Annotated in this window: 19 protein-coding genes; 15 read left to right on the top strand and 4 right to left on the bottom strand. The window is 58.0% G+C overall.

Features of this window, described 5'->3' with window-relative positions; genetic code table 11:
- The 10 genes from KOE80_RS16490 to gspF are packed head-to-tail and all read left to right on the top strand — an operon-like array spanning position 1 to position 9,499.
- Positions 1 to 471 (top strand): prepilin-type N-terminal cleavage/methylation domain-containing protein, encoded by a 471-nt coding sequence (locus KOE80_RS16490; RefSeq protein ID WP_226349524.1) that lies wholly within the window; start codon positions 1 to 3, stop codon positions 469 to 471.
- Positions 468 to 827 (top strand): type II secretion system minor pseudopilin GspI, encoded by a 360-nt coding sequence (gene gspI / locus KOE80_RS16495; protein WP_083053158.1) that lies wholly within the window; start codon positions 468 to 470, stop codon positions 825 to 827. Before KOE80_RS16490 ends, gspI begins: the two co-directional genes overlap by 4 nt.
- Positions 824 to 1,423, top strand: a complete 600-nt coding sequence (locus tag KOE80_RS16500; protein ID WP_035271938.1) for a type II secretion system protein J — start codon at positions 824 to 826, stop codon at positions 1,421 to 1,423. The genes gspI and KOE80_RS16500 overlap by 4 nt, the downstream gene beginning before the upstream one ends.
- A complete protein-coding gene (gene gspK / locus KOE80_RS16505; RefSeq protein ID WP_035271940.1) occupies positions 1,420 to 2,280 on the top strand; it encodes a type II secretion system minor pseudopilin GspK in 861 nt (286 codons plus the stop codon). Before KOE80_RS16500 ends, gspK begins: the two co-directional genes overlap by 4 nt.
- Before the next feature lie 4 nt (positions 2,281 to 2,284).
- Positions 2,285 to 3,250 carry a GspL/Epsl periplasmic domain-containing protein gene (locus KOE80_RS16510; protein ID WP_226349526.1) on the top strand — a complete coding sequence of 322 codons (966 nt, stop codon included), beginning with the start codon at positions 2,285 to 2,287 and terminating at the stop codon, positions 3,248 to 3,250.
- Positions 3,247 to 3,798 carry a type II secretion system protein GspM gene (gene gspM, locus KOE80_RS16515; protein ID WP_226349527.1) on the top strand — a complete coding sequence of 184 codons (552 nt, stop codon included), beginning with the start codon at positions 3,247 to 3,249 and terminating at the stop codon, positions 3,796 to 3,798. The genes KOE80_RS16510 and gspM overlap by 4 nt, the downstream gene beginning before the upstream one ends.
- Positions 3,795 to 4,541 (top strand): type II secretion system protein N, encoded by a 747-nt coding sequence (gene gspN / locus KOE80_RS16520; RefSeq protein ID WP_088450704.1) that lies wholly within the window; start codon positions 3,795 to 3,797, stop codon positions 4,539 to 4,541. Before gspM ends, gspN begins: the two co-directional genes overlap by 4 nt.
- A gap of 13 nt (positions 4,542 to 4,554) precedes the next feature.
- Positions 4,555 to 6,867, top strand: coding sequence for a type II secretion system secretin GspD (gene gspD, locus KOE80_RS16525; RefSeq protein WP_226349528.1), 2,313 nt, complete (start codon positions 4,555 to 4,557; stop codon positions 6,865 to 6,867).
- The gene (gene gspE / locus KOE80_RS16530; RefSeq protein ID WP_060186973.1) at positions 6,864 to 8,282 is read left to right on the top strand and encodes a type II secretion system ATPase GspE; all 1,419 of its coding nucleotides are present in this window, start codon (positions 6,864 to 6,866) and stop codon (positions 8,280 to 8,282) included. The genes gspD and gspE overlap by 4 nt, the downstream gene beginning before the upstream one ends.
- A gap of 14 nt (positions 8,283 to 8,296) precedes the next feature.
- Positions 8,297 to 9,499, top strand: a complete 1,203-nt coding sequence (gene gspF, locus KOE80_RS16535; protein WP_035271952.1) for a type II secretion system inner membrane protein GspF — start codon at positions 8,297 to 8,299, stop codon at positions 9,497 to 9,499.
- Positions 9,500 to 9,598: 99 nt separating this feature from the next.
- Here gspF and KOE80_RS16540 read toward each other — a convergent pair whose 3' ends face one another.
- Positions 9,599 to 10,162, bottom strand: a complete 564-nt coding sequence (locus KOE80_RS16540) for a recombinase family protein (protein WP_035271953.1) — start codon at positions 10,160 to 10,162, stop codon at positions 9,599 to 9,601.
- 665 nt (positions 10,163 to 10,827) lie between these two features.
- Between KOE80_RS16540 and KOE80_RS16545 the strand changes: the two genes are divergently transcribed.
- The 5 genes from KOE80_RS16545 to KOE80_RS16565 all read left to right on the top strand — a co-directional run bounded on the left by KOE80_RS16545 (position 10,828) and on the right by KOE80_RS16565 (position 21,265).
- Entirely contained in the window at positions 10,828 to 12,024 is a 1,197-nt protein-coding gene (locus KOE80_RS16545; RefSeq protein ID WP_170978584.1) for an EAL domain-containing protein, read from the top strand.
- A complete protein-coding gene (locus tag KOE80_RS16550; RefSeq protein ID WP_226349529.1) occupies positions 12,021 to 19,304 on the top strand; it encodes a YadA-like family protein in 7,284 nt (2,427 codons plus the stop codon). Before KOE80_RS16545 ends, KOE80_RS16550 begins: the two co-directional genes overlap by 4 nt.
- A gap of 74 nt (positions 19,305 to 19,378) precedes the next feature.
- Complete coding sequence (locus tag KOE80_RS16555) at positions 19,379 to 20,152, top strand: OmpA family protein (RefSeq protein WP_226349530.1); 774 nt, start codon at positions 19,379 to 19,381, stop codon at positions 20,150 to 20,152.
- Positions 20,153 to 20,215: 63 nt separating this feature from the next.
- Positions 20,216 to 20,764, top strand: coding sequence for a SecDF P1 head subdomain-containing protein (locus tag KOE80_RS16560; protein WP_035272160.1), 549 nt, complete (start codon positions 20,216 to 20,218; stop codon positions 20,762 to 20,764).
- A gap of 24 nt (positions 20,765 to 20,788) precedes the next feature.
- Positions 20,789 to 21,265 (top strand): hypothetical protein, encoded by a 477-nt coding sequence (locus KOE80_RS16565; protein ID WP_226349531.1) that lies wholly within the window; start codon positions 20,789 to 20,791, stop codon positions 21,263 to 21,265.
- Between the two features lie 161 nt (positions 21,266 to 21,426).
- Here KOE80_RS16565 and KOE80_RS16570 read toward each other — a convergent pair whose 3' ends face one another.
- From KOE80_RS16570 to KOE80_RS16580, 3 genes are read right to left on the bottom strand one after another with little or no spacing between them, the layout of a single operon-like run.
- Positions 21,427 to 23,601 carry a phosphocholine-specific phospholipase C gene (locus KOE80_RS16570; protein ID WP_060186993.1) on the bottom strand — a complete coding sequence of 725 codons (2,175 nt, stop codon included), beginning with the start codon at positions 23,599 to 23,601 and terminating at the stop codon, positions 21,427 to 21,429.
- 21 nt (positions 23,602 to 23,622) lie between these two features.
- Positions 23,623 to 23,817, bottom strand: coding sequence for a hypothetical protein (locus KOE80_RS16575; RefSeq protein ID WP_035271967.1), 195 nt, complete (start codon positions 23,815 to 23,817; stop codon positions 23,623 to 23,625).
- A 20-nt stretch (positions 23,818 to 23,837) separates the two neighbouring features.
- The gene (locus tag KOE80_RS16580; RefSeq protein WP_226349532.1) at positions 23,838 to 25,916 is read right to left on the bottom strand and encodes a LamG domain-containing protein; all 2,079 of its coding nucleotides are present in this window, start codon (positions 25,914 to 25,916) and stop codon (positions 23,838 to 23,840) included.
- Positions 25,917 to 26,040: the final 124 nt, after the last annotated feature.

The raw sequence follows: 26,040 nt of genomic DNA on the forward strand, positions 1-26,040 counted from the left end.
GTGGCTCAGCGGGGCTTTTCCTTGATCGAGACCTTGGTGGTCTTGCTGATCGTGGGCATTGTCAGCAGCGCCGGTTTAAGCGTGCTGGTGCTGGACCGGGATCAGGGGATACAGCGAGAAGCCCGTCAACTGGCTCTGCGTCTGGCCGAACTGCAAAGCTATGTGCGTGAAAGCGGGCGTAGCGTCGTCTGGAGTGCGGATCAGCAGGGCTATCGCTTCAGCTTGATCCCGGACGCTACGGATGGTGCCAGCCCCACACCGGGCTGGCTGCGCGATCAGGCCCGCTTTGCCCAGTTGTTTCCTCAACGATCCTGGACTTTGGAATCAGTGCGTGTGCGCCTGGAGCCGGCGGGACCGTGGGTTTTTGTGAATGAATGGTTGTCCGTGCCGCGTCAGCTGGAGCTGGATGATGGTCACGAGGTCCTGCATTTACGCAGTGACCCGACGGGCCGTTTTGATGTGCAGTCATGACAGAGCGTGGCATGAGTTTGATTGAAGTATTGATTGCGCTGGCGATCGTCTCGGTGGCCTTGACCGCCGGATTGCGTGCACTGGGCCTTAGCGCCTCTGGTAGCCAGGCCATGCATGAACGTAGCCTGGCTCTGTTGGCAGCCGATGGTGTGGTGGCCGAGATGCGGCTGCGCCGCCTGTTTCCCGATCCGGGTGAAACCGTTGTGCCTTGTCGTCAGGGTTCCTTGAACTTGCAGTGCAAGCAAACCGTGCAGGCCACGGCCAATCGCTTTTTTCGTCAGGTAACAGTACAAGCTTTCTTGCCTCAAGGCCCCGTGCTGGCCGAGTTGCACGCGACCTTGGCGTCCTTGCCATGACAGACGCGAGCCAGGAAGGTTTCACTTTGGTGGAAATGTTGGTGGCCCTGACCATCATGGCCCTGATCAGTCTGATGTCCTGGCGTGGCCTGGATGCGGTCTTGCACGCGGATGAGCAGCTTGGCCGACAGGCGCGCCAGACCCAGGCCTTGTTCAATGTCTTGTCCCAAATGGGCCGGGATCTGGAGTTGCATCTGCCCACCGCGCCAGGTCCTGCGGATCCGACGGGGGCGATGGCGGTGTTGCCCGCCAGTATTCGCTGGCAAGCCAAGGGCGAAGGCCCGGCCATCCTGATGATTGAACGTCGCGCCGAAGCCGGAGCGGGAACCCAGCAGATTCAATGGCGTTTGCAGCAAGGCGTGTTGCAACGGGCGATTGCCCAGGCAGGAACGGTTTACCCCTTGCCCGAGTTGGGCCCCTTGCAAGATGTGCTGGAGCAGGTCACCGCCTGGAACTTGCGTATCTGGATTCCGGCGCGTGGCTGGCAAAGCTGGCCGTGGCCCGATCAAGCCGGGGCAGCCGCTACAGGCATAGAACTGACAGTGCAGTTGGAAGGGCAGGAGCACCCGTATCGCAAGGTGGTGATGCTGCTATGAAACGGGCATCTCAACAAGGCATGGCGGTGATCAATGCGCTGGTGGTCGTGATGGCGGTGTCCATTGCCACCATGGGCATCGTCCAGCGTCAAAGTGGGCTGGCAACCCAGTTGGCCAGCGAGCGCGATTACATGCAGGCCAACTGGTTGCTGCGCGGCGCGCTGGATTGGGCTGTGCTGGTCTTGCGTCTGGACTCGCAGCGCTCCGCTGTGACGCACAAAGGTGGACTGTGGGCGCAGGCCCTGAGCGAGCTGAAGATAGAGACTCCGGACAAGACCCGTGCGGCTTACTTCTCCGGCTATATCCAGGATGAGCAGGGCAAATTCAATCTGGCTTTATTGCTGCGCGATGGCCGCATTCAGGCCCGCTATGTGCAGGCATTGGAGCAATTGCTGGGCAGTGTGCAGCAGGAACCCTCTTTGGCTTTGGAGCTGGCCCAGCGATTGGAGCGGGCACAGGCCGGGCAAGCGCCTTGGCCCTCTCATTTGCAGGATTTCTTTCCCAATGCAGAGCAACAGGCCAAGCAGCTGGAGCCATATCTGAGCTATTTGCCGCAAGCCAAATCCGTGAACGTGAATACCGCCAGTGCCCAGGTGCTGGCGGCCGTGCAGCCTTCCGTCAGCCTGGTGGAATGGCGTGGCCTCTTGGAGCAGCGCGACCGGGGCCAGTGGTTTCGGGATCAGGCCGATGTGCAGGCCCGCCTCCAACGTCAGGAGGCGCTGGAGGGGCAAACGCTGAGCGTGCGCAGTGAATGGTTTTTATTAAGTGGCGAGTTACGACTTGACCATAGCCGGGTGGCAACCCAGGCCCTGATCAACAGGGCTGCGGACCGCAGCCGGATTGTCTGGATTCGTTGAAGTGATGAGCAAAGTGCTGCGTATTTATTTGGACTCTCCGCCAAGGCTGGATCAGCCGGTGGACTTTGTGCTGCGGGACAAGCGCGCCAGGGTATTGCGCCATGGGCGGGGAGAGGTGCAGGAGTTCAAGGGCCTGGCCCGCTCTTTGGAGCTGGTCCTGCCTGCAGGTATGGCGACGGTGACGGAAGCGCGTATTCCCTCGGTCAGCGCCTCGCGGCGGCAGGCTGTGGCGTGTAGTGCGGTCGAGCCTATGTGCTTGAGTCCTATCGAACAGGTGTGGGTGGCCTGTTCGGCACCGGGGCCGTCCGGGATGAGTCAATTGGCCTGGACGGAGCGCCAGCCTTTGCTGGCTTTGGGGGAGCAGGCGCGTCAGTTGGGACTGCCTTTGAGCGGGGTTTACGCCTGGTCCGATGGCCATGAACAAGACAGGCAGGGCCAGGGCCAAAACTTGACGGTGCCGGCCTGCTCCTTGCTGATGCCAGAGATGGCGTCGAATGGTGGTAGCAGCGTGCTACGACAAAGCCTGTGGTGGACTTTGGCCGCCATCTTGAGCTGGACCTTGGTCTTGCAGCAGCAGGCGCAATCGTTGCGATCACAGATGAAACAGGTACAGACCCAGATGGAGCAGGCGGTTCGGCAAGCCTTGCCACACCTGCCCGTTATCGTTGCACCCTTGACGCAGGCCAGACAGCATCGTGATGGTTTGCTGACCGAGAAAAGCCCGGCCTCGGCTCCCTTTGATCGTTTATTGATGGCCAGCGCCGTGCAGTGGCCTGCTTTGCAAGGACAGGTGCGGGCATTGAGTTTCAAAGATCAGCAATTGCATTTGACGCTGGCCAGCGAACTGGCCGCGCAGCCTTTGCCGGCTGAATCGGATCTGGAGTGGAAGCAGGGCGAGTCTGCCCGCCAATGGGAAATCGGCTTTAGCAAAGCAGCGCAAGCAGCCAGCCAGCAGGGGGCGCCGCAATGAGCAAATTCACCGCACTTCAGCCTGTATGGCTGACCGTACAAAGCAAGCTCGCCCTGGCAAGACAGTACTGGCAAGCCTTGGGCCGTCGGGATCAATTGGCCTTGTCGGTATTGGGCGCTTTGCTGGTTTTGATGTTTCTGTGGTTGTTGCTCTTACGTCCTGCCATTCGTGATCTGGCCTTGGCAAAACAGGAGCTGCCTCGTCTGCAGTACGAGATGGCGCAGCTGCAAACCGTGCTGTCGCAAATTCAGGTGCTGGATAAAGAGCTGGTCGCGCCTGTGGATGGACAAGGGCAAGACAAGGCGTTGCAGCGCAGCTTGCAGACCTTGGGTACCCAGTGTCAGACAGAGCAGTCACAGGCCGAGCAACGTGTTCTGGTCTGCCAGGCTGTGGCCGCTCCTGCCTTGATGGATTGGCTGATGCACGCCCCCCGCGTGCTGGGCTTTGCCGTGCAGGAAGTCAGCATGAGTCGCTCTGTGGTCGATAGCCGTGAACGCGCCGGTCTGCTGGATAGCCGCATTGTGCTGCGTGCAGGAGAGCCTTCATGAAAAAGCTGGCCAAGATCATGGGGTGGGTTTTGCTGGCGCTGTGTCTGCTGCTGGCCGCCGTGCCCTTTCTGCCTGCCCGCATGATGCTGGCCTGGCAGCCCGAGCAGTTGCCGCTACGGCTGGAAACCGCCCATGGCAGCCTGGCCTCCGGTCAAGGCTTGCTGGTAGTGGGTTCGGGTCTGTTGGCCCGCACTGTTCCCGGTCCTGTCAACTGGCGTTGGCGTTTGGCACCCTGGCCGCAAATGGAGTTGAGCCATGGCTGGCTGGATCAGCCTGTGCGCCTGCAAGCCAGCCTGCAAGGTTGGCGTATTTCGGGCCAAAGCCTGACCGCTCCCGCCGCGCTGTTAGGACGTTTGCATCCTTTGTTGCAGACCGTGCAACCGCAAGGGCAATTGCAGCTGCGCTGGCCCAGTCAGGCTCTGGCCGCTGAAAACGGGCCGTTGCTGGAGCTGGATTGGCGTAATGCACGCTCCGCGCTGGCGGCCCAGGCCGAGCTGGGTGATTACCAATTGGCAGTCAGCCGCAAGGGGCAGGGCGTGCAGTTAAGCCTGCGTACCTTGGCGGGGGATTTGACCTTGGCAGGTCAAGGTCAGTGGGGGCCGGATGGCGGGCTGTTTGAAGGACGCGCCCAAGCCAGACAAGCCGACGATCAACGATTCAAAGAGTTACTGGAGGCCTTGGGGCCTCAGCGTCAGGGTGTGACCCAATGGCGAATAGCCACAACGACTAGCAAGCAGGAATAACGATATTTTGACTATGAGTACCTTGACTAAACGACTTCCTGGGCTGCGGCCTCGCTTCCTTTTAGGCCTGGGTGCAGCCGTGCTGTTGAGCGCCTGTGCGAGCAATGGTCAGAAACCTGAGCCCGGCCCCGATCCTTCTTCGTTTTTTGCCTCGGTAGGCAAGACGCCTGTTCGTAGCACTCAGGCTGACCCGCGCTTTGCCAATAGCAATACCTCGCCTCCGGCCGTGACACGTCGGGTTCCACAACGTGTCGGGGGCAGTGCCGCCCCGATCGACTTGCCCGACCCGGCCGAGTTCCCGCAAGGCAACGACATCACGCTGAATTTTGTGGATGCCGAGCTGGATGGGGTTGTGGCTGCCTTGGCCCGTTTTACCGGCCAGAACTTCATCGTGGACCCTCGCGTAAAAGGACAACTGACTTTGGTGTCCGAAGTACCGGTCGATGCCCGTACCGCCTACGAGATGCTGTTGTCTGCCCTGCGCATGCAAGGGTTTGCCGTGTTGCGTAATGGCAAGGTCAGCCGCGTGGTGCCCGAAGCCGAAGCGCGTCAACAAGGTGGTGCCGTGCGTGCCGCGGGTGCGGGGGCCAGCGGCAGTGGCGAGCTGGAAACCCGTGTGTTCACCCTGCGTTATGAAAACGCCACGGCCTTGGTGCCTGTGTTGCGGCCCATGATTTCGCCCAACAACCCTATCAATGCCTACCCGTCCAATAACACTCTGGTCGTAACGGACTATGGCGACAATCTGGATCGTATTGCCCAGGTGATTGCTGGGATTGATACCCCCGCAGGCTTGAATACCGACATCATCCCGATTGATTACGGAGTAGCTCTGGACGTGGCGGCACTGGCTTCGCAAATGCTGGACACGCCCGGCAACGATGTGGCGCAGCGCATTACCGTAGTGGCTGATCCGCGCAGTAATTCCGTGCTGGTGCGGGCAGGCAGTCCGGCCCGTCTGGATCTGGCGCGCGATCTGATACGCCGTATCGACAGCCCGGAAAGCAATAAGGGTAATTTGCATGTGGTCTATTTGCGTAATGCCCAGGCGGTGCAGCTGGCTGAAGTGCTGCGGGGGGCCTTGACTGGGCAAGCGCCTTCGGGGAACGCGAGTACCGGGAATCAACAGGCGAACAGCAATAGCCTGGCACCCGCCGCCAACGCCAGCACCACCGGCGGTGCCAAAGCCATGGACACGTCGGCCACCGCCAAGCAGCAGCCTCAGGCCGAGATGGGGTTGAGCGCCGCAAACAATGCCAGCGGCACCGTGGCCTTTAGCGCTGGCGGTGCCACTGTGCAGGCTGATCCATCCACGAATACGCTGATCATTTCGGCCCCTGATCCGGTTTACCGCAGCTTGCGTGAAGTGATCGATCAACTGGATCAACGTCGCGCTCAAGTGCTGGTCGAGAGCCTGATTGTGGAGGTGAATGCGGAGAATGCGGCCGAGTTTGGCATCCAGTGGATGACAGGCGGTGGCAATATTGCCGATGGAGGTTCAGGTTTTGTCGGGGGCGCCAATCTGGGCGGCAGCGGGATTAACAAGGCCGGGGTGACCACGCTGGATTCTTTGGCGGCGGGTTTAAGTCTGGGCGTGGTCAAAGGCACGGTGAACGTGCTGGGCCAGCAGATTGTCAATCTGGGCGTCCTGGCCCGGGCGATGGAGCGCCAGGGCGGCATCAATATTCTGTCCACGCCCAACCTGATGACGCTCGATAACGAAGAAGCCAGCATCATGGTGGGCCGTACCGTGCCCTTTGTGACGGGGCAGTACACGACCACGGGTGATGGGGCCAGTAATCCCTTTCAGACCATTCAGCGCGAGGATGTGGGCCTGACCCTGAAAGTGCGTCCGCAGATTTCCGAAGGTGGGACCGTCAAGATGGCTCTGTACCAGGAGGTCAGCAGCCTGGATCCTACTATGTCGGTATCGCCCAGCGCGCCTGTCACGCGTAAACGTGCCCTTAGTACCAATGTCCTGGTCGATGATGGGCAGATTATTGTGCTGGGCGGCTTATTGGAAGACTCGATTGAGGATGGTCAGCAATCGGTTCCCTTGCTGGGCGATATTCCGTTGGTGGGCAACCTCTTCAAATACGAGAAACGCAAGCGCACCAAAACCAATTTGATGGTGTTCCTGCGCCCTCATATTGTGCGTAATGCCCAAGATAGCCAAAGCCTGTCTTTGGACCGCTACAACTATATGCGTGCCGTGCAGACAGGCTTGCCGGATCGCTCCACCTGGTTCCACCCGGATGCGGGACACATGGTCTTGCCGCAGGCCGCAGGCTCGTCCGGAACTGTGGACTTGCGAGAGACCTTATGACCCGCCTGCCGTACTCCTGGGCACGTCAGCACCGTGCGGTGCTGACGCAGCAGCAAGGTGTGGGTACGCTGGTCATTAGCGAACGCACACCGGATTGGGCCTTGGTGGAATTGCGGCGACGCTACCCCGAGCTGGACGAGCGCCAAGTGCCTGATGCGGAACTGGATACCTTGATTGATGCCAGTTACGCACAGGGCGACGATGCCGCCAGCGTGGTGGATGCGGCCGCCAACGAGGTAGACCTGGATCGTCTGATGCAGGAACTGCCTGCTGTCACCGACTTGCTGGAAAACCAGGACGATGCGCCGGTCATCCGCATGATCAACGCCTTGTTCACCCAGGCGGTGCGGGATGGTGCCAGTGACATACACCTGGAGCCGTATGAAACCCATTCGGTGGTGCGCTACCGGGTGGATGGCCGTTTGCGCGATATTGTCAGCCCGCGCAGAGCCTTGCATGGTGCTCTGGTGTCACGTATCAAGATCATGGCCAGTTTGGACATTGCCGAAAAACGGTTGCCGCAAGATGGTCGTATTGCCTTGAAAGTGGGGGGCAGGGCCCTGGACCTGCGTGTCTCGATCCTGCCTACCGGACATGGCGAACGCGCCGTAATGCGTTTGCTGGACAAGTCAGCCGGGCAACTGGAGCTGGAGCGTCTGGGCATGGCCCCGGACATCCTGGCTCAGCTCGATGAGCTGATTCATCAACCACACGGCATTGTGCTGGTTACCGGGCCTACCGGCAGCGGTAAAACCACCACCTTGTATGCCGCTCTGGGCCGTGTCGATACAGCCCGCAGCAATGTGCTGACGGTGGAAGATCCGATTGAATATGACTTGCCCGGCGTAGGCCAGACGCAGGTCAATCCCCGTATTGAGTTGAGCTTTGCACGTGCCTTGCGTGCCATATTGCGACAGGACCCGGACATCATCATGATCGGGGAAATTCGGGATCTGGAAACCGCACAGATTGCGGTGCAGGCGTCTCTGACAGGCCACCTGGTTCTGGCCACCTTGCACACCAACGATGCCGTGTCCGCCGCGACTCGCTTGGTCGATATGGGTGTGGAACCTTTCTTGCTGGCGTCTACCTTGCGTGGGGTGCTGGCCCAGCGGCTGATACGCAAGCTGTGCCAACATTGTCGTCAGCCTGCCGAGCACGGGCAGTATCGGGCCAGTCCTGACGGTTGCGAGCAATGCGCTCACACGGGTTATCAAGGCCGTACCGGGATTCACGAGCTGTATCGCATCGATGAACGTGCCCAGCACTTGTTGAATGCTGCCGGAGCCGAACCTGCCTTGCGTCAGGCCGCGCGTGAATCGGGCATGCGTAGTTTGCGCGAGGACGCCCAGCGTTGGGTAGAGCAGGGCATCAGTACCCCTGAAGAAGTATTGCGCGTCACGCGCGAGTTATAAGGGGGCGAAAGAGCATGGGTACTTATCACTATGAGGCGGTGGATCAGGCCGGACGCAGCGAGCGGGGTGTGCTGGAGGCCGAGAGCGAACGGCTGGCGCGTCAGCAATTACTGTCCCGAGGGTTGCTGACGGTTTCCCTGAAGGCGGGCCGTAGCCGAGCCGCTGCCCGTGCTCGCAGTGCGGGTCTGCGTCGTACCGAGTTATCCTGGCTGACTCGTCAGTTAGCCAGTCTGGTGGCGGCGGGCTTGTCTCTGGAGGCCAGCCTGGGAGTGGTGATTGAGCAGGCGACGCGTCGGCCATTGGTGCAATTGCTGGCAGCCCTGCGTGCGGATATTCGGGCAGGGCAAAGCTTGAGTGATGCCTTGGCGAATCACCCGCGCGACTTCCCGGAAATCTATCGGGCATTGGTACGAGCAGGGGAGCAGTCGGGCGAGCTGGAGCAAGTGCTGGATCGTTTGGCCAGCTTTATCGAGGATAGCGGCGCCCTTCGTGGCAAGGTGCTGACGGCCTTTATTTACCCTGCCATTGTCAGTCTGATTTCGGTGGCGATGGTGGTGTTTTTGCTGAGCTACGTCGTCCCGCAAGTGGTAGGGGCCTTCACCCAAGCCAAACAGCAACTGCCCATGCTGACTCGGGTCATGATCAGCGCCAGTGATCTGCTGCGTGAATGGGGCCTGGTGTTATTTGTTGTGCTCTTACTGGCGGCTGGCCTGGTGGCTTTTTTGCTGCGACAGCCGACCTTGAAGCTGGCCTTTCATCGGCGTCTGTTAAGCGTACCCGTTCTGGGGGGCTACTTGCTGGGTGTCGATACCGCTCGCTTCGCTGCCACGCTGGCCATTCTGGCTGGCAGCAATGTGGCCTTGCTAACGGCATTGGAAGCGGCCGGGCGTACTGTGTCCAATCTGGCCTTGCGCGATGCCGTGAATCAGGCCGCTATTCATGTGCGCGAGGGTCTGCCTTTGGCGACCGCTTTGCAGCGCAGTGCCTTGTTCCCGCCGCTATTAGTCCAACTGATTGCCAGCGGTGAAAAAACCGGCGAACTGGCACCCATGCTGGATCGGGCCGCGACGACCTTATCAACCGAGCTGGAGCGCAAAGCCCTGACCATGACCGCCTTGCTGGAACCTTTGATGATTTTGCTGATGGGTGGTTTGGTGCTGTTGATTGTTCTGGCCGTGATGCTGCCAATTATCGAGATGAATCAGCTGGTGCAGTAAAAGGCGGTAGGGTGCTTGCCCTGTTCCCCTACAGATCATTGCCGCCACCTAGTTGTCTGGCGGCAATGCTGACTAATAAAGTCACTTGCGTTGAGCCCGCTATGTCGAGGCCATGGCCTTGATGCGGCGTATCGTCCTGGGATGCACGTCATATTTTTTGGCAACGATGTCCAGCGGAACTTGATTGGTCAACGCAATAAGGGCTTCTTTATGTTGGGCGGGTGATAAGGCAGGACGTCTGCCTAGTGGCCTGCCATTGGCACGCGCTGCTGCCATTCCTGCGCGAGTGCGTTCGCTAATCAGCGAGCGTTCAAACTCAGCCAGGGCGGCCATCATATGAAACAGCAATCTACCACCCGATGTTGTCGTGTCTATATTTTCCGTCAAGGAAATGAAATGGATATTCTCTTTGCCTAAACGATCGATCGTGTCGACCAAATAGCGTAGTGATCGGCCCAGCCTATCCAGACGCCAGACAATAAGCGTGTCACCCGATTTCAGTTTTCGCTGCAGATGATTCAATCCTGGACGTGTTGCTTTAGCCCCGGATATCCCTCTATCCGTATAGATATGATCACAATTCACCTTTTTTAAAGCCGCGATCTGTAGGTCCAGGTTTTGATCCTGTGTTGAAACGCGTGCATATCCATATTTCTTACTCATAGTACCCATCTTCCTAGCGCAAAGCGCAGCCTCCCCCCTCCCACTCGACTACATCTCAGTGCAATCGATGTTAGTAAACCCAAGATGGTCCCAGTGGAATGTTGGCCACGCGATGTCAAGTTTTACTAACCGCATGCAAACCTGCTGCCACGTAAACGGCGATTGAGGTAGCTCGTACTGCAATAAAAACTATTACGTAATTTTTTATTAACGCTGTGTTTCAGATGCAGATACTGATTAAGTGTTAGCGGCGGCCACATGTGTGTCAACACGAAGCAGGTCTGGCCGATGCACTTTCTGAAGAACGTTGCAGCCAGCCATAGGCAAGCGTCAACAATGGTTAAGAAAAGGCGTAAATAGGCTTGCGATTTTGACAAGAAGCCTCCTTTTAGTCCCAACCGAATAGCGCATCGAAATGATCCTTTTCAGCGTAATTTTCACGTACAAACGTGTCTATTTGTTATGGAATCGATGTTGACATAAAGGAGGCTTTTTGACCGCTGTCAGGTGGAAAGCCAGACGCTGATTCACGCACAGCGTCCAGAGTGCCAACCAGCGATGCGGGGCGCGTAATGGGCGTCCAGTCGCTAGAGTCATTGTCTTGCTGGTTGCAGCAAGTTACTCCTTCAAGCAGCTATTTGCTTTTAGGCTTGCGAAGACTGGCAATGCTTGCCCAGGCCTACGATGCGCGCCTGTTCCAGCAAGCCTTTTTGTCCGCCATTTCGGTGCGTCTGCGTCCCTACGGCATAACACGCAGCGACATTCTGGTGCTTGATCAAGTGGTGTTGATTGGCTTGACGAATTGTCGTCTGCCCACCCAGTTTGACAAGGACCTGTTTCTGGAACGAGTCAAAGCGGCGTTGTGCTACGAACCCGTTCGCTGCGGCTCGGACCGCATCCTGGTCAATGTTGTTCCGGCCTGGGTTGAAGCATCGGGGGACCGTCCGGTTTGCCTGTCTCATTTGCAGTCTCTGGCCAGCACCATTGCCTTCTCCGAGCTTGAGCCTCCCGTTTGCGAACAGACTCGGCGCGACATGGCTTTGGCGACTCGTTTCTTTGCAGACATGCGGGACGAGAAGGTTGCCCTGTCATTTCAGCCTGTGGTCTTTGTGCAGGATCGCGAGCAGGTTCTGTACTACGAAGTGCTGTTGCGCTGGGATGATGCGCAGAACAGTACTGAGCCCGTTTCTTGTGCGCAGGTTGTTCAGGCCATAGAGCGCTTGCATGTGACCGAACGCCTGGATGCCAGCGTTCTTTGGTCGGTGGTACAGGTGCTGGAGCGTTATCCGGATGTTCACCTTGCCTGCAATATTTCCCCCTTGTCTTTGCAACAGGGGCCGTGGTGGCGGCTGCTGATTGCGGTGCTGCGTGGTGCGCCGCAACTGGCCAGTCGTCTGACCCTGGAAATTACCGAAACGGCTTCTGTCTTTGATCAGGACGCTGCTGCCAGCTTGCTGTGCACCTTGCGTGACCTGGGTTGCAAAGTTGCCATTGATGATATTGGGACCGGATTCAACACTCTGGGTCTGGCTCGGCAGATCCGTCCCCAGGTCATAAAAATTGATAAGTCCCTGGTGCATCAGGCACGGGACAGGGATGGCCTTGCCACCCTTCATTCTTGGGTTCATGCCGCGAGTGGCATCAGCCAATACGTCATCGCCGAAGGAATTGAGACTGCCCTGGATTTCCAGTTGAGCGTCGATGCCGGCGCGCACGCCGTCCAAGGCTACTTCATACAACCTCCCTGCGTCCTGCCCCCCTGGGAGGGGGCGGAGCCTTTGTGCGTTCGAGACAGTTTCAACCCTACTCACACCCACGTAGCACTCAACACGTATTCCTTAAAGGATCAGGAACAGAGATGAATCACGTCTACAAAACCATCTGGAATGAGCAAACGGGAACATTTGTTGCCGTTTCTGAGCATAAAAAAGCGAAAGGCAAGCGCAGTTCCTCGTGCGTAAAAGGAGGAAAGCGTGCGTCTTTTTCCGCACGCATGGGATGGCTCGCCTTGTTGACAGCAAGCGCATTGGCGATGAGCAATGCCTGGGCGGCAGTCGAGATTCCAGGCGACGGTCAGAACAACCTTATTGACTTCACCAGCCCAGGCGGCTCCATCCGGTTTACGGGCGGTGGCAGTATCGTGGGGTTGAGTAGCCTGACGATCTCCGGCGCCTTGAGTGCCGATCAGATTACGGTGGGTGGTGAGTCTGTGGCGACCCAGGCGCAGCTCAATGTTACGTCCGCTGAGGTGCAGACCAATACCGGCAAGATTGATGGGCTGGAAGGGCGGGTCACGAGCAATGAGTCCACTCTGACGGATCATGGGACTCGCATTACGGACAATGAAACGGCCATTACGGGTCATGACACCCGGATTACGGATAATGAAACAGCCATTACGGCCCATGACACCCGAATCTCGAACAATGAAACGGTTATTGCTGATCATGGCAGCCGCATTGGAACGGCTGAAGCAGGGTTGGTGACGATCAACGATCGTCTGACCGCCTTGGGTGTGGATGATACCAATCCTGGTGTGAAGTATTTCCGTGCCAATTCAGAGCAGCCTGACGCAGAGGCGAACGGCGAAGAATCCATTGCAATTGGCCCTGAGTCCAAGGCAGAGGGTGATCGCAGTATCGCTGCAGGGCAGGGCGCTTTGGCCGATGCCCAGAGCGCGATTGCATTGGGTGACGGTGCCAGTGTCGCCAGCGCAGACAGTCGACCCAAACCGGAGGCGGCCATTGCGATTGGCAAGGATAGTCAGAGCAGCGGTCTGGCCAGCGTTGCGGTAGGCCGCGAAGCAGCGGCGAGTGGAAATAATGCGCTTGCCTTGGGTATGCAGGCACAGGCCAGCGGGGCTAACGGGATCGCCTTGGGTCTGGATGCTCAGGCTGATGCAGAAAACAATATCTCTATCGGTAATGGTGCTGGCCGGGCGACTGGCAATCATCTGCCGGGTGATCGTTCGCATAATATAGCCATCGGTCAGGCCAGTGGTCAGAACGTCAAAGGTCAGTTCAATGTGGCGTTGGGTGATGGCACCGGCAATGGCGTGGATGGCAACGAGAACGTGGCACTTGGCCGAGATGCTGGCCAGAATATCATTGGCGATAGCAATGTCAGCCTGGGCAAGAATGCGAATCGGGGGCTGTCATCAAACCGTGCGATCGGTATTGGTGAGGACTCCGGCGCTGAAACAGAAGGCGTGGCGATTGGGTACAAGGCGATTGCCGGTAATACCGGGGTTGCGGTGGGCCGTCAGACAACGGCATTGGGAACGGGTACAGCCATTGGTCCTAATGCACATGCAGACAGCAATTTTGTAGCCCTGGGTTTGAACTCGCATGCCGCACAAAGCGATGTGTCTGGCTTGAGCAAGTTCACCAATAGAGGCTTCAATGGCAGTGCCGTTTCCGTTGGTAGCAGCCAGTCGGGCAGTGAGTTCACTCGTCGTATAGTGAACGTGGAAGACGGTGCCAATGACACCGATGCTGTCAACGTGCGCCAGTTGCAGTCGGCTGTTGATCAGGTGACGCTGGGTGCGACTGTGGATTATGAAAAGCTGGCCGAGAAGGTTGGCGAGGACTGGGGCCAGCAGATTGCCGATAGCAAGACTGGTTACTTCAGCGTCAATGATGGTGGTGTGGACAAGGGCAACAAGAATAATAATGGTGCTGCTGCCTCCGCCATTGATTCGATTGCCATCGGCCCGGATGCGACCGCCAAGGAGAAGGACTCCGTTGCCATCGGGCATATGGCAGGGGCAGAGGGAGCGTCATCTGTTGTGCTGGGACACAACATCAAGGGCTTGGGGCTGAATTCCACGACTATCGGCAACTCCCAATCTGAAGCGCGGGACGAGAGCGGCGTGGCAATTGGTACGCACGTTGTCAGCCGTGACAAGAACTCCATTGTCATTGGCCGGGATTCCTACACAGATCGTCAGGCAAACGGTCCCTCGGTCGAGAACTCGATTGTGATCGGTACAGAATCCAGTTCCACAGCCGTGGAAGGGATTGTGATCGGTAAAAATTCGGTGGTGAATGCGGCTCGCGGTATCGCTCAGGGTAGCAACGCGACGGCAACGGCTAATGACGCCATGGCGTTTGGTACTCGGTCACAGGCAACAGCCGGTAATTCCCAAGCCAGCGGTACGGATGCCAAAGCCTTTGCGGCGCGCGGTATTGCAATGGGTACTAACGCTCGCTCCGGCCAATCTAATCCTGATGTCGAAAATCAGGACAAGAACCGCGATTCGATTGCGCTGGGAACGGACTCCATTGCCCAGTTCAATAGCAGCATCGCGGTAGGTCGTGAGGCCGAGGCTACGGCCGACTTTGCGCAGGCACAGGGCAAGGGCGCTCATGCCTTTGGCGAGGCATCGATTGCACAAGGCCGGGACGCTTGGGCTCTTGAGCGGCAGGCGATCGCGCTGGGTGACGGTTCCCGCAGCACGGCCGACCGTGCCGTCGCTATTGGTCAGGGCGCACGTGCTGGCAATGCACGTTCGGTAGCGCTGGGCGATGGTGCAGAGACAGCAGGCGCGGTTGGCACCTCGAATGCCTCTTTGAACGGGCTGACTTACGGTAACTTTGCCGGGGATCGTCCTGTTGCTACCGTCAGCGTGGGTACGGACGAGGAAAAACGTACGTTAACGAATGTGGCCGCGGGCCGGATCAGCGCCAGCAGCACAGATGCGATCAATGGCAGCCAGTTGTATGCCACGAATTCGGTACTGGGTAATGTGGCCAACACTACGAAAAACATCCTGGGCGGCAATGCCACGCTGGCCTCTGATGGCAGTCTGAGCATGAGCAATATCGGTGACACCGGTGAAAACACGGTGCACGACGCGATCAAGTACGCAGCTCAGGGCTGGCATGTGAGCGCTAATGGCGCTGCCACGGAGAACGTGAAACCGGGTGGCTCGGTGGACTTCAGCAATGACGATGGCAACATCACCGTCACGCGTACCGGCACCGATCTGGCTTTCAACCTGGCCGATGATCTGACCGTGGGTAACAGCATTACGGTGGGCGACACCGTGATCAACGGCGACAGCGTCACCACCAACAATCTGACTGTTCAGGGTGAAACCCGTCTGGGTGACAACTTTGTAGTTAACAACACGGGTGATGTCATTTACAAGGGCAGTGAAGTTGCTACGCAGAATGACGGCTTGAGCTTTGCTGGAAACACCGGCAGCACCATTGCCAAAACGCTGGGTGATAACACGCCATTGACCGTCTCCGGCGAACTGGCCGAGGGCGAAGCCTCCACGGGAGCCAACCTGCGCGTTGATAGCGACGGCAACCAGTTGAACCTGGTGATGGCTCAGAACCTGACGGATCTGAACAGCATCACCATCAATAACGGTGGTCCAGTGATCAATGGTGACGGCATCAATATGAACGGTAAGAAGATTACCGATCTGGCCGCTGGCACGGATGACACCGATGCGGTGAACGTGTCGCAGTTGAAGGATGTTGAAGAGGTTGCCAACGCAGGCTGGAACATCAGCGCCAATGGTGCAGCTGCTGAGAACGTCAAACCTGGTGGCTCGGTAGACTTTAGCAATGACGATGGCAACATCACCGTCACGCGCACCGGCACCGATCTGGCCTTCAATCTGGCCGATGATCTGACCATCGGCAACAGCATTACCGTAGGCGACACCATCGTCAATGGCGATAGTGTCACGACCACGAACCTGACTGTTGAGGGTGCCACCCGCTTGGGTGACAACTTCGAGGTCAACAACGCGGGCGATGTTATCTACAAGGGTAGCGAAGTAGCGACCCAGACCGATGGCTTGAGTTTTGCGGGTAACACCGGCGGCACCATTGCCAAGGCGCTGGGCGATGACACACCGCTGACCATTTCGGGTGAACTGGCCGAAGGCGCAGAGTCCACGGGTGCGAACTTGCGTGTCGATAGTGACGGCAACAAGTTGAACCTGGTGATGGCTCAAAACCTGACAGACATCAACAGCATCACTATCAATAACGGTGGTCCGGTGATCAACGGTGACGGCATCAATATGAACGGTAAGAAGATTACCGATCTGGCCGCTGGTACGGATGACACCGATGCGGTGAATGTGTCGCAGTTGAAAGAGGTCTCGGACGTTGCTAACGCAGGCTGGAACATCAGTGCTAATGGTGGTGCAACTGAAAACGTGAAACCCGGTGCTTCGGTGGACTTCAGCAATGATGATGACAACATCGTCATCTCGCGTGATGGCACCGATCTGGCTTTCAATCTGGCCGATGATCTGACCGTAGGCAACAGCATTACCGTGGGCGATACGGTGATCAACGGTGACAGCGTCACGGTTGGGGACACGGTTGTTAATGGCGATAGCATCACCACCAACAACCTGACTGTTACGGGTGAAACCCGCCTGGGCGACAACTTTGTAGTCAACAACGACGGCGACGTTATCTACAAGGGTGGTGAGATCGCCAACCTGAATGATGGCTTGAGCTTTGCGGGCAACACCGGCGGCACCATTGCCAAGACTTTGGGTGAGAACACACCGCTGACCATCTCCGGCGAACTGGCCGAGGGCGCAGAGTCCACGGGTACGAACCTGCGTGTTGATAGTGACGGCAATAAGTTGAACCTGGTCATGGCCCAGAACCTGACGGATCTGAACAGCATCACCATCAATAACGGTGGCCCGGTGATCAACGGCGATGGCATCAATATGAATGGTAAGAAGATCACCAATCTGGATGCTGGCACGGATGATACCGATGCGGTGAATGTGTCGCAGTTGAAAGAGGTCTCGGACGTTGCCAATGCGGGCTGGAATATCAGCGCCAATGGTGCTGCTGCTGAGAACGTCAAACCCGGTGCTTCGGTGGACTTCAGCAATGACGATGGCAACATCACCGTCACGCGCACCGGCACTGATCTGGCTTTCAATCTGGCTGATGATCTGACCGTGGGCAACAGCATTACGGTGGGCGACACCGTGATCAACGGTGACAGCGTCACCGTAGGCGACACGGTAGTCAATGGCGATAGCATCGCCACTAACAACCTGACTGTTACAGGTGAAACCCGTTTGGGCGACAACTTTGTGGTCAATAACGGCGGCGATGTTACTTACAAGGGTAACGAAATTGCCACCCAGGCCGATGGCTTGAGTTTTGCGGGTAACACTGGCAGCACCATTGCCAAGACGCTGGGTGACAACACACCGTTGACTATCTCGGGTGAACTGGCCGAGGGCGCAGAGTCCACGGGTGAGAACCTGCGTGTTGATAGTGACGGCAACAAGCTGAACCTGGTCATGGCTAAGGATCTGACGGATCTGAACAGCATCACCATCAATAACGGTGGACCGGTGATCAACGGTGCCGGCATCAATATGAACGGCAAGAAGATCACCAATCTTGCCGAAGGTACGGATGACACCGATGCGGTGAACGTATCGCAGCTGAAAGAAGTTTCAGAGGTTGCCAACGCAGGCTGGAATATCAGCGCTAATGGTGATGCTACTGAAAACGTGAAGCCTGGCGCTTCGGTGGACTTCAGTAACACGGACGGCAACATCAATATTTCGCGTGATGGCACGGACCTGGCCTTCAACCTGAACAAGGATATTGATCTGGGCGCAGACGGTAGCCTGAAGACAGGAAACACGGTCGTGAACAACGACGGTCTGACTGTGGATGATGGGGCAGGTAACAAGACCTCCACGACTGCGGCCGGCACCACGGTCAGCAATGCCGCCGGAGACACGACTACCGTAGGCGCAGGTTCGATCACGGTGGCCGATGCGGCCGGTAACAGCACGGCTATCGGCAGCACGCAGGTCGTGGTGGGCGGAGCAAACCCGGTCACGATCAATGGTGATACCGGCCGAATCGGCGGACTGACCAATCTGACTTGGGATCCGGACAACTACACCAGCGGTCAGGCGGCCACCGAAGATCAGCTCAAGCAAGTCAATGACGTTGCCAGCGCTGGCTGGAATGTGACCGATGCGGATGGCAATAGCGCCAATATTGGCCCGAACGGCCAGGTTGCCTTTGTCGGTGACAAGAATGTCACAGTTGAGCAGACTGGCACCGATGATTCCGGGCAGGTTGAAGTCAAGCTGAACAAGGACATCGATCTGGGTGCTGATGGCAGCCTGAAGACCGGCGATACCGTCATCAACAACGCAGGGGTTGCGGTAGGAAACGACGTACACCTGGGTAACACCGGCCTGACCATCAATAATGGGCCGAGCATTACCCTGGCTGGCATCAACGCAGGTGATATGCGCATCACCAATGTGGCCGCCGGCCGCAATCCGACGGATGCCGTCAATTACGGTCAGCTCCAGCCTATCGAGTCCTTCATTGGTCTGGATGGAAACGGCTCGTTTGCCTACAACGGTGGCCAGCACTCCTCCTTGAAAGATGTTCTGGACAGCATGCACTGGAATGTTGAAGCACCGACGGATGGCAAGGAAGGCGGCAATACCGGTGGTTCCAACGGCAATGGTTCCGGCTCCACAGGTGGTGGCAATAATGGCTCCGGTGACGGCACGCCTATCCACAATGGCAACACGGTGGGCTTTGTTGAAGGGGACAACATCGTTATCTCCAAGACGGACCGGGTCAATGATGCAGGCCAGACCGTTGGCGCTGATATCAAGGTGTCGGTGTCCCAGGATCTGAAGGTCAATTCCATTACGGCAGTGAATGTTCAGGCCGATGAAATTCAGATCAATAACGGTGGTCCGATCATCAACGAGAACGGCATCAATATGTCCGGCAAGCACATCACCAATGTGGCGGCGGGCGTGAATGACACCGATGCGGTCAACGTAAGCCAGTTGAATCAGGTGGCGGGCAATCTGCAAGGTCAGATCAACAATATTCGCCACGATATCAATCGTCTGGATAACCGCTTAAGTGCAGGTGTGGCGGCCGCGATGGCAACAGCGTCTCTGCCCCAGGCTTACTTGCCGGGCAAGCACATGATGTCCATGGCCGGCGGTACCTGGCGTGGAGAGTCCGGTATGGCCATTGGTTTCTCCGGTATTACCGATAACGGTAAGTGGGTTTACAAGCTCTCGGGCAATACCACCTCGCGCGGTGATTACGGTGGTGCCGTGGGTATTGGTTATCAATGGTAAGTCGGCCCTGACTCTATGGTGCATCGGCGCATTGGCGCCGATGCACAGCACACACTTTTGAAGGAATTCAGATCATGAAGAAAAATTGGTTTGGGGCTGCTTTGCTGGGCAGTCTGGTGCTTGCTGGTTGCGGAACCTTGAGTCAGGTGGACTCGGAGGGCCACACGGAAAACCCGGTGTTTCCGGAAGTGGATAAAGCGACTTTTCACACGGGCTCTTACCCGAATATCGACAATCTGCGTCAGGTCCGGGAAGGCGTGACTCGCGATCAGCTGTATGACCTGCTGGGTCGTCCGCACTTTGCCGAAGGCTTCAAGGTTCGCGAGTGGGATTACCTGTTCCACTTCAACACGGCACAGGGCATCAAGACTTGTCAGTTCAAGGTGCTGTTTGATCAGGACAAGCTGGGTCGCAGCTTTTACTGGAAGCCTAGTGAGTGTGCTTCTGTTCTGGATGCGGCGCCGAAAACCGCAACCATTCAGCCATTTTCGCTTTCCGGGGACGTGGCCTTTGCGTTTGGCAGTGCGACCTTGACCAGCGCCGGTCTGAGCACGATTCGTGATATTGCAGGCCAGCTCAAGCAAATGTCCGACATCGAACGGGTGACGGTTTCCGGCCATACAGATCGGATTGGAAGTGCGGCATCGAATCAGCGCTTGTCGCAACAACGTGCCCAGACGGTGCGACAGGCCTTGTCCGCCCAGGGCATTCCAGCCGCCGCAATTGTGACGCAAGGCTTTGGTCAGGACCGTCCACTTGTGCAGTGTGATCAGCCCAATCGCAGTGATTTGATTGCCTGCCTGGCACCGAATCGTCGGGTCGATATCGAAGTTCAAGGCCAACGTTAAGTTGGATGCGGCAACCAGGCACACACCCGTCTTGGCCGGGTGTGTGCCGTGATCGAGAAAACAATGAATATTCTGCACAAATTAGCGGTGTTGATTCTGGCTGGTGGCCTGGCTGCTTGTCAGCAAACCATGCCTCGTCATATTTCCGAACCTGTAGATCCAGCACCGCCTGTCATGCAAGGCGCGGGTGGTTCGACCAATGCCAGCACGGCGGCACCGACGGCCTCACGTGCCCAAGCTCAAACTGTTATTACCCTGCATTTGGCGCAAGAGAAAGCAGAAGCGCCCTTGGTGGCCGTGGATGTGGGGGGGACCTCGCTGTATGCGCTGCCCCAGCCTGTTTTGACGCAATCCGATCTGCACCGCGTCACGCCAGTAACCACTCAGGATCAAGGTACGTTTTTGCTACTGGAGATGAACCAGAACGGCATTAGCAAACTGCGCAGTGTCACGGCTCAGGCACGAGGGCATTATCTGCTCTTGAGTGTGCAGGGGCAGTTGGTCAGTGTGGCTCGTATCAGTGAAACGATTTCTGATGGGCGTTTGCTGATCGGAACCCAGAACGCCCAGCATACACAGGCCATTATTAAATTGATGCAGGGTGGTCGGTGATAACAGGACTGCGTATCGCGCCCTATGTATGATTTTGATGTGGTTTTTCTCCTGATTGCACAGCCTGCATCATCGCGTGTGGGCGATATGCTGGCCCTGCATGATTATTTGGCCGGCTCCGGGGTGTGCACGACGGTAGCAACCAGTCCTACAGACCTTGCCACTTTCGGAAAGCGCTTGCGCATTCTGATTATTGACGGGGAGGGCGAGAGCGCGTTTGATGTGTACGCCGTTATTTCCGCGATGCGGCAGCTGGATAATGTTGGCATTCTGTTTCTGGCCGATGAGTCCCCCTTGTCCAGTGAGCGTGCTATGTATGCAGGGGCTGACGTTTGCTTGCCTGCCCGTACCGCTTACTCTGCTGTTTTGCGCGCGGTTGTGGAGTTGGGCAGCGCCCGGATACCGGTCCAGGCCAAAGAGGAAAGAGTGGCGACGAAAAGAAAGCGGCAACGTAGAAGGCATTACATTGGCTTGAATCTACGGTCGCGCTTTTCCCGCTAAGCTTGCTGGATCAGCGGGCTTTCAGATCCCGTTTGACATCACTCACAATCAATAAAAAAAAGCCCCGATGCCAAGCAAAGGCATCGGGGCAAAACGTGTGCGTGGTGCGCACGCACACATAGTCAGACGATAGAGAACTATAGATGCACAGCGTTTAAGTCTTACAGGTAAGCCGGAATGCCCAGAGCCGGATCGCTGACACCGTGCTCGCCAAACTCCACGCGGCCAGCGAAACGACGGTAGTAGCTTGGGTCGCTGTTGCTGCGCACCACAAAGTCGTACCAGTGACCGCTGGATTTCAGAACCCAGGATTGCTTGGCTTGCTTGCCTGGTTCCACGGTGACTTCCCATGGGCCGTCTTCGCGGTATGCCATGGACTGGATGGTGAAGGTGCAGGCAGACTGGCCGCCGTTCATCATTTCCAGATAGATGTCGCCCTTGGTCACTTCGTAGCAAACGCGAATTTCTGGACGGGCGGCTTCGGGCTGGCTCAATACGCTGACATCACCACGGAAGTGGCGGTGGAAACCATTCGGGCCCAATACCCACAGGTCGTAGTGCCCCAGATTGTTCGCCTGCACGTCCCACACATCGTCCAGAATCTGGTCGGGAGCGACCATGTAGCGGCGCGGGATACGGTCCAGGTTCAGCTTGTCGTAGACGTGGAAAACAGCGGCGGCTTTACCTGTGTTGGAGAACAGCAGTTGTACGCCTTTTTCACTGTCGCAACGGGCGCTGACGTGCAGTTCGTAAGGCAGGGCACGCGATGGACGCACACCGGTTTGCTGTACGGGAATACGCTGGTTGTCCACGGGCTGAGGCACTTGGGACAAGCGCTCTTGTGCGCTGCGGATGGAGTCGGCTTCCTGACGGCTGCGACGGCCGTTCAAGGTAGGCAGCGGCTCGTCGTTCGGGCTGGCAAAGTTGAAGGCCGAAGTCAGGTCGCCACACACGGCACGGCGGTAGGGGCTGATATTGGGCTCCATCACACCGAAGCGTTCTTCCATGAAGCGGATGACGGATGTGTGATCAAACACTTGCGAGTTCACCCAGCCGCCACGGCTCCAGGGGGAGATCACGTACATGGGCACGCGCACGCCGGGGCCAAAGACCTTGCCGTCACGGGGGGGCTGGCCCAACAGACCTTTGGGGCTGGGGTAGTTGTAGTATTCGAACGCGATTTCTTCTTCGCTCAAGGACGTTTTGCCTGCGGGCTTGCCGGTGACCGGATCAATGGATGGCGCGGAGGGCGAAGGCACGTGGTCAAAGAAGCCGTCGTTCTCGTCAAAGTTGACCAGCAGTACGGTCTTGCTCCAGACCTCGGGGTTGGCTGTCAGAGCATCCAGCAGTTCCTGGGTGTACCAGGCACCTTGCACCGGGCTTGATGGGCCTGGGTGTTCGGAGTAATTGGCGGGCGCCACCACCCAGGAGATCTGGGGCAGATTGCCTTCTTCTACATCTTTACGCAGCTGGCCAAAGAAACCGCCATCGGGCATGGTGTTAGCGATGCCTTTGTACAGCGGGTTGCCCACATCATCCGAAGGTTCGTAAGGGGTGTTGGTTGGCTTGCCGGACTGCTCATTGGCGCGGCGATATTGCTTGAAACCTGCCAAGGAGTTGTCGGTGAAGTTGTCAGGCAGGTTCTGGTACACCTTCCAGCTGATGCCGGCTTCTTCCAGACGCTCGGGGTAAGTTTTCCACTCGTAACCCAGTAGCGAGGGGCCCAGGCTGTCCCAGGCGTTGTTCACCGTACATTCGCCGCTGCCCGAGGGCCCATTGGTACCGGTCCACAAGAACATGCGGTTCGAGTTCGTGCCCGTGTGCATGGAACAGTGGTAGGCATCGCACAGGGTGAAAGCATTGGCCATGGCGAACTGGAAGGGCACTTCGGCTTCGCGATAAAAGCCCATGGAGTGGCGGTTCTTGTGCTTGGGCCAGAAAGCCATGCGGCCGTGGTCCCAGGCCGCCTGACCGTCCGACCAGGAGTGCGGGGTGCCGTTGACACGCTGGGCATTCCCTTTGGTGCTGTCCAGGTGATAAGGCATCACGGTTTCGGTCGAGCTGACATTTTGCTGCCAGACGTTGCGGCCATTGGGCAGTGGAATGGTGAAGCGGTCACCAAAACCACGTACGCCTTTCAGGGTGCCGAAGTAGTGATCAAAGGAGCGGTTCTCTTGCATCAGAACCACAATGTGCTCTACGTCCTTGATGGTGCCCGTCTTGTTATTGGCCGGGATGGCGAGCGCCTTGCGGATGCTGGGAGGAAAGGCGGCCAGAGAGCCGGCTGCCAGGCTGGCACCCGTCATGTTGCGTAGGAATGTGCGGCGTGAAGTCATTGTGCTTAATCTCTTAATCAATCAAGGGGCGCATTTGAGTTGCGGCGCAGGTTCTGGAGTGGGCTTGCCCGGTTCGGTCGGTCCTTCCGGCGAGCCGGTGTCATCCGAACCGCTACCGCCGCCGCTACCGCAGGCAGCCAGCAGCCCGCAGAACATCAGCAAGACAGATGCGCGTTTGAGGCGCTCGAAGGTAAGTGAGGTGTTCTTGGGAGTCATGAAAAGTCCTTGCGTGGCGATCAGGGTTGGAGGCTGGACAAAGGTTGGCGAGATTCATAGATGCTGGTCAGCTCGTCCGTGCTCAGGGCACGATCCCAGATGGCCAGCTCGCCAAAGTCCATGTTGATGTCGCTGCGTCCCCAGCGTTTGTAGTACTGGCCGGTAACGTCTTCGTTCAAGCCCAGTTCACCCGTGCCAGTGCCGCCCAGGGCCTGGATCGTGCGGGCTTCCAGGGCTACGGAGCTAAATTGCGCCCCTTTCTTGGGGTCGAATACGTGGCCCATCATCCGGCCATCCGCCTTGTCGATCACGACGGCAACATAAGCCCACTCGTTGGGTGTGACGTTGTAGCCTTGGCTTTCATTACGGCCACCGCCGTAGCCGGTGTTAAAGCGGATATCGCAGCCACCGGAATTGAATAGGCCCAGTGCAAAACCGGCGGTGTTGCCCGAGTCGTAGTTCTTGTTGGCCATGATGGAAGCGCCGTAACCCTGGCAGTTGTCGGGGGTGCGGAACCAGAAGCCGATGGTCATTTTGGGCACGCTGCTCAGGGAGAACAGGTCGCGGCTCATGGCCAGGCGGTAGCCTCGGTTGCCATTGGCATCAACATTGCTGCCCAGGATGCGCAGGCCGCCTTTGGCGGTGCTGGGGTCCAGGAAGTCGGCGGCAATCAGCTGGCCGGCGGGCACGGATGGGGTGGAGGTTTGCAGGCTGCTGCCACCTTTGCTATCGGTAAAGGGCTGGGCGTTGAAGGTGTAGTAGCTTTGCAGGCCGTTTTTCAGGGTGTCAGCCAGTTTGGGTGGGGGTTTGTAACCTACTTCTGCTTTCAGGGCGGACGCTGCCTTGCCTGTCTGGATCGAGTAGTAGAGCGAGTAGATCTGCTCGGTGTCCGAGGTGGGCATTGGGTCGGAGTACTGGGTTGTGCCGGCAGGCAGGGTAGCGATCAGCTTGCCGTCGCGCATGACCTGAATTTCCTGCGAGGCGTCACCATCCAGTACCCATTTCAGGTCCACCATGTTCTTGTCGGCGGGTTTGCTGAAGGACACGTTGCGCACACGAGTTTCAGCTTGCAGTGGTGAGCCACGGAAGCGGTACTGTTCGCTTTGGATGCCCAGGTGGGACAGCACGGTGGGGGCAATGTCGATGACAGCCGCCAGGGTGTTCATGTCCGTCGTGCTGGTCACGGCGCTGTCAACGGCTGGCAAGGAGGCCAGTGTCTTGTTGGTGGCGATGAAGCTGGTCTTGTTGCGGTTGAATTGCGAGCCAGTGGTGCCGCCAAATTCGTCCAGACCATAGCTGGTGGTCAGAATGACCAACCAGTCTTCCGAAGCGTCTGCCTGCTTGCGTTTTTCGATCAGGGCAAACAGTTTGTCCACGGAGGCCAGCGAGGCTTGCACGGCTTGCTGGTAGGCCTGGCCACCCAGGCCACCCTGGGATGCGGCACGGGCGGGAGCCTGGATCTGGGCCAGAATCAGGGATTTGCCTTGCTGCAGGTATTTTTCGGTTTGCTCGCTGACACAGCTGTCGGAATCGGTGCAGTTGGCCGCTTCGACGATGCGTCCGGCCTGCAGGTCTTCACCCAGCAGCTTGCGGTAGTCGGCGGCGCTCAGGGCCATGGCGGCCTGGGGCTGCTTGTCAGCCAGGGCTAGCAGGGTGGGGGCGCTCAGTGTGGGAGCGGCAGTGCCTACGCCACGCAGGCCGTGCTGGTCTGCCCAAACGCCGGTGATCAGGGAGGCCCAGCCAGGGACGGGCAGGGTGCGTTGTTCGCTGCTGGTGCCGACATAGCCGCCGGTTTGTGCGGGCGCGATGGTCAGTGATTTCAGGGCGGGGTGCTGGCCGGCCTGACGGGCTTGCAACAAGGCTTCGTAGCTCAAACCGTCGATGGTGACGATCAGTGCTTTTTTGCCACCCAGAGCCTGGGGTTTGTCGCCGGGTTCAACGGTAGGGGGTTCCGGGTCCACGCCAGGACTGGTGGAGCCATCATTGCCGCCGGAGCCACCACTACAAGCACTTAGCAGCAGGGCCATGGACAGAGTAAGCCCGGCTTGCTGCATGCGCTGCAATGCCGGGGACTTGGGAAGACGGGGAGAGAAGGTCATACAGCCACTCGTGTAGAAAAGTGAAAAGAGAGGCCAGACTGTGCGTGGGGGTGGGCTGCTCAGTTGGCATCGGATCAGGACTGCGGGCAGTGTAGGAAGGGCGTATGACTGCCCTGTGAACGGA

Origin of the sequence: Alcaligenes sp. 13f (assembly GCF_020496585.1) — a bacterium.
GTDB lineage: Bacteria > Pseudomonadota > Gammaproteobacteria > Burkholderiales > Burkholderiaceae_B > Alcaligenes > Alcaligenes phenolicus.

What these genes read in the sequence shown, in the direction of transcription:
- gspI (WP_083053158.1), top strand. Translation starts at nt 468, where the DNA reads ATGACAGAGCGTGGCATGAGTTTGATTGAAGTATTGATTGCGCTGGCG.
- KOE80_RS16550 (WP_226349529.1), top strand. Translation starts at nt 12,021, where the DNA reads ATGAATCACGTCTACAAAACCATCTGGAATGAGCAAACGGGAACATTT.
- gspF (WP_035271952.1), top strand. Translation starts at nt 8,297, where the DNA reads ATGGGTACTTATCACTATGAGGCGGTGGATCAGGCCGGACGCAGCGAG.
- gspM (WP_226349527.1), top strand. Translation starts at nt 3,247, where the DNA reads ATGAGCAAATTCACCGCACTTCAGCCTGTATGGCTGACCGTACAAAGC.
- KOE80_RS16570 (WP_060186993.1), bottom strand. Translation starts at nt 23,601, where the DNA reads ATGACTTCACGCCGCACATTCCTACGCAACATGACGGGTGCCAGCCTG.
- gspK (WP_035271940.1), top strand. Translation starts at nt 1,420, where the DNA reads ATGAAACGGGCATCTCAACAAGGCATGGCGGTGATCAATGCGCTGGTG.
- KOE80_RS16555 (WP_226349530.1), top strand. Translation starts at nt 19,379, where the DNA reads ATGAAGAAAAATTGGTTTGGGGCTGCTTTGCTGGGCAGTCTGGTGCTT.
- KOE80_RS16560 (WP_035272160.1), top strand. Translation starts at nt 20,216, where the DNA reads ATGAATATTCTGCACAAATTAGCGGTGTTGATTCTGGCTGGTGGCCTG.
- KOE80_RS16545 (WP_170978584.1), top strand. Translation starts at nt 10,828, where the DNA reads ATGCTTGCCCAGGCCTACGATGCGCGCCTGTTCCAGCAAGCCTTTTTG.
- KOE80_RS16575 (WP_035271967.1), bottom strand. Translation starts at nt 23,817, where the DNA reads ATGACTCCCAAGAACACCTCACTTACCTTCGAGCGCCTCAAACGCGCA.
- KOE80_RS16510 (WP_226349526.1), top strand. Translation starts at nt 2,285, where the DNA reads ATGAGCAAAGTGCTGCGTATTTATTTGGACTCTCCGCCAAGGCTGGAT.
- gspN (WP_088450704.1), top strand. Translation starts at nt 3,795, where the DNA reads ATGAAAAAGCTGGCCAAGATCATGGGGTGGGTTTTGCTGGCGCTGTGT.
- KOE80_RS16565 (WP_226349531.1), top strand. Translation starts at nt 20,789, where the DNA reads ATGTATGATTTTGATGTGGTTTTTCTCCTGATTGCACAGCCTGCATCA.
- KOE80_RS16540 (WP_035271953.1), bottom strand. Translation starts at nt 10,162, where the DNA reads ATGAGTAAGAAATATGGATATGCACGCGTTTCAACACAGGATCAAAAC.
- gspD (WP_226349528.1), top strand. Translation starts at nt 4,555, where the DNA reads ATGAGTACCTTGACTAAACGACTTCCTGGGCTGCGGCCTCGCTTCCTT.
- gspE (WP_060186973.1), top strand. Translation starts at nt 6,864, where the DNA reads ATGACCCGCCTGCCGTACTCCTGGGCACGTCAGCACCGTGCGGTGCTG.
- KOE80_RS16500 (WP_035271938.1), top strand. Translation starts at nt 824, where the DNA reads ATGACAGACGCGAGCCAGGAAGGTTTCACTTTGGTGGAAATGTTGGTG.
- KOE80_RS16580 (WP_226349532.1), bottom strand. Translation starts at nt 25,916, where the DNA reads ATGACCTTCTCTCCCCGTCTTCCCAAGTCCCCGGCATTGCAGCGCATG.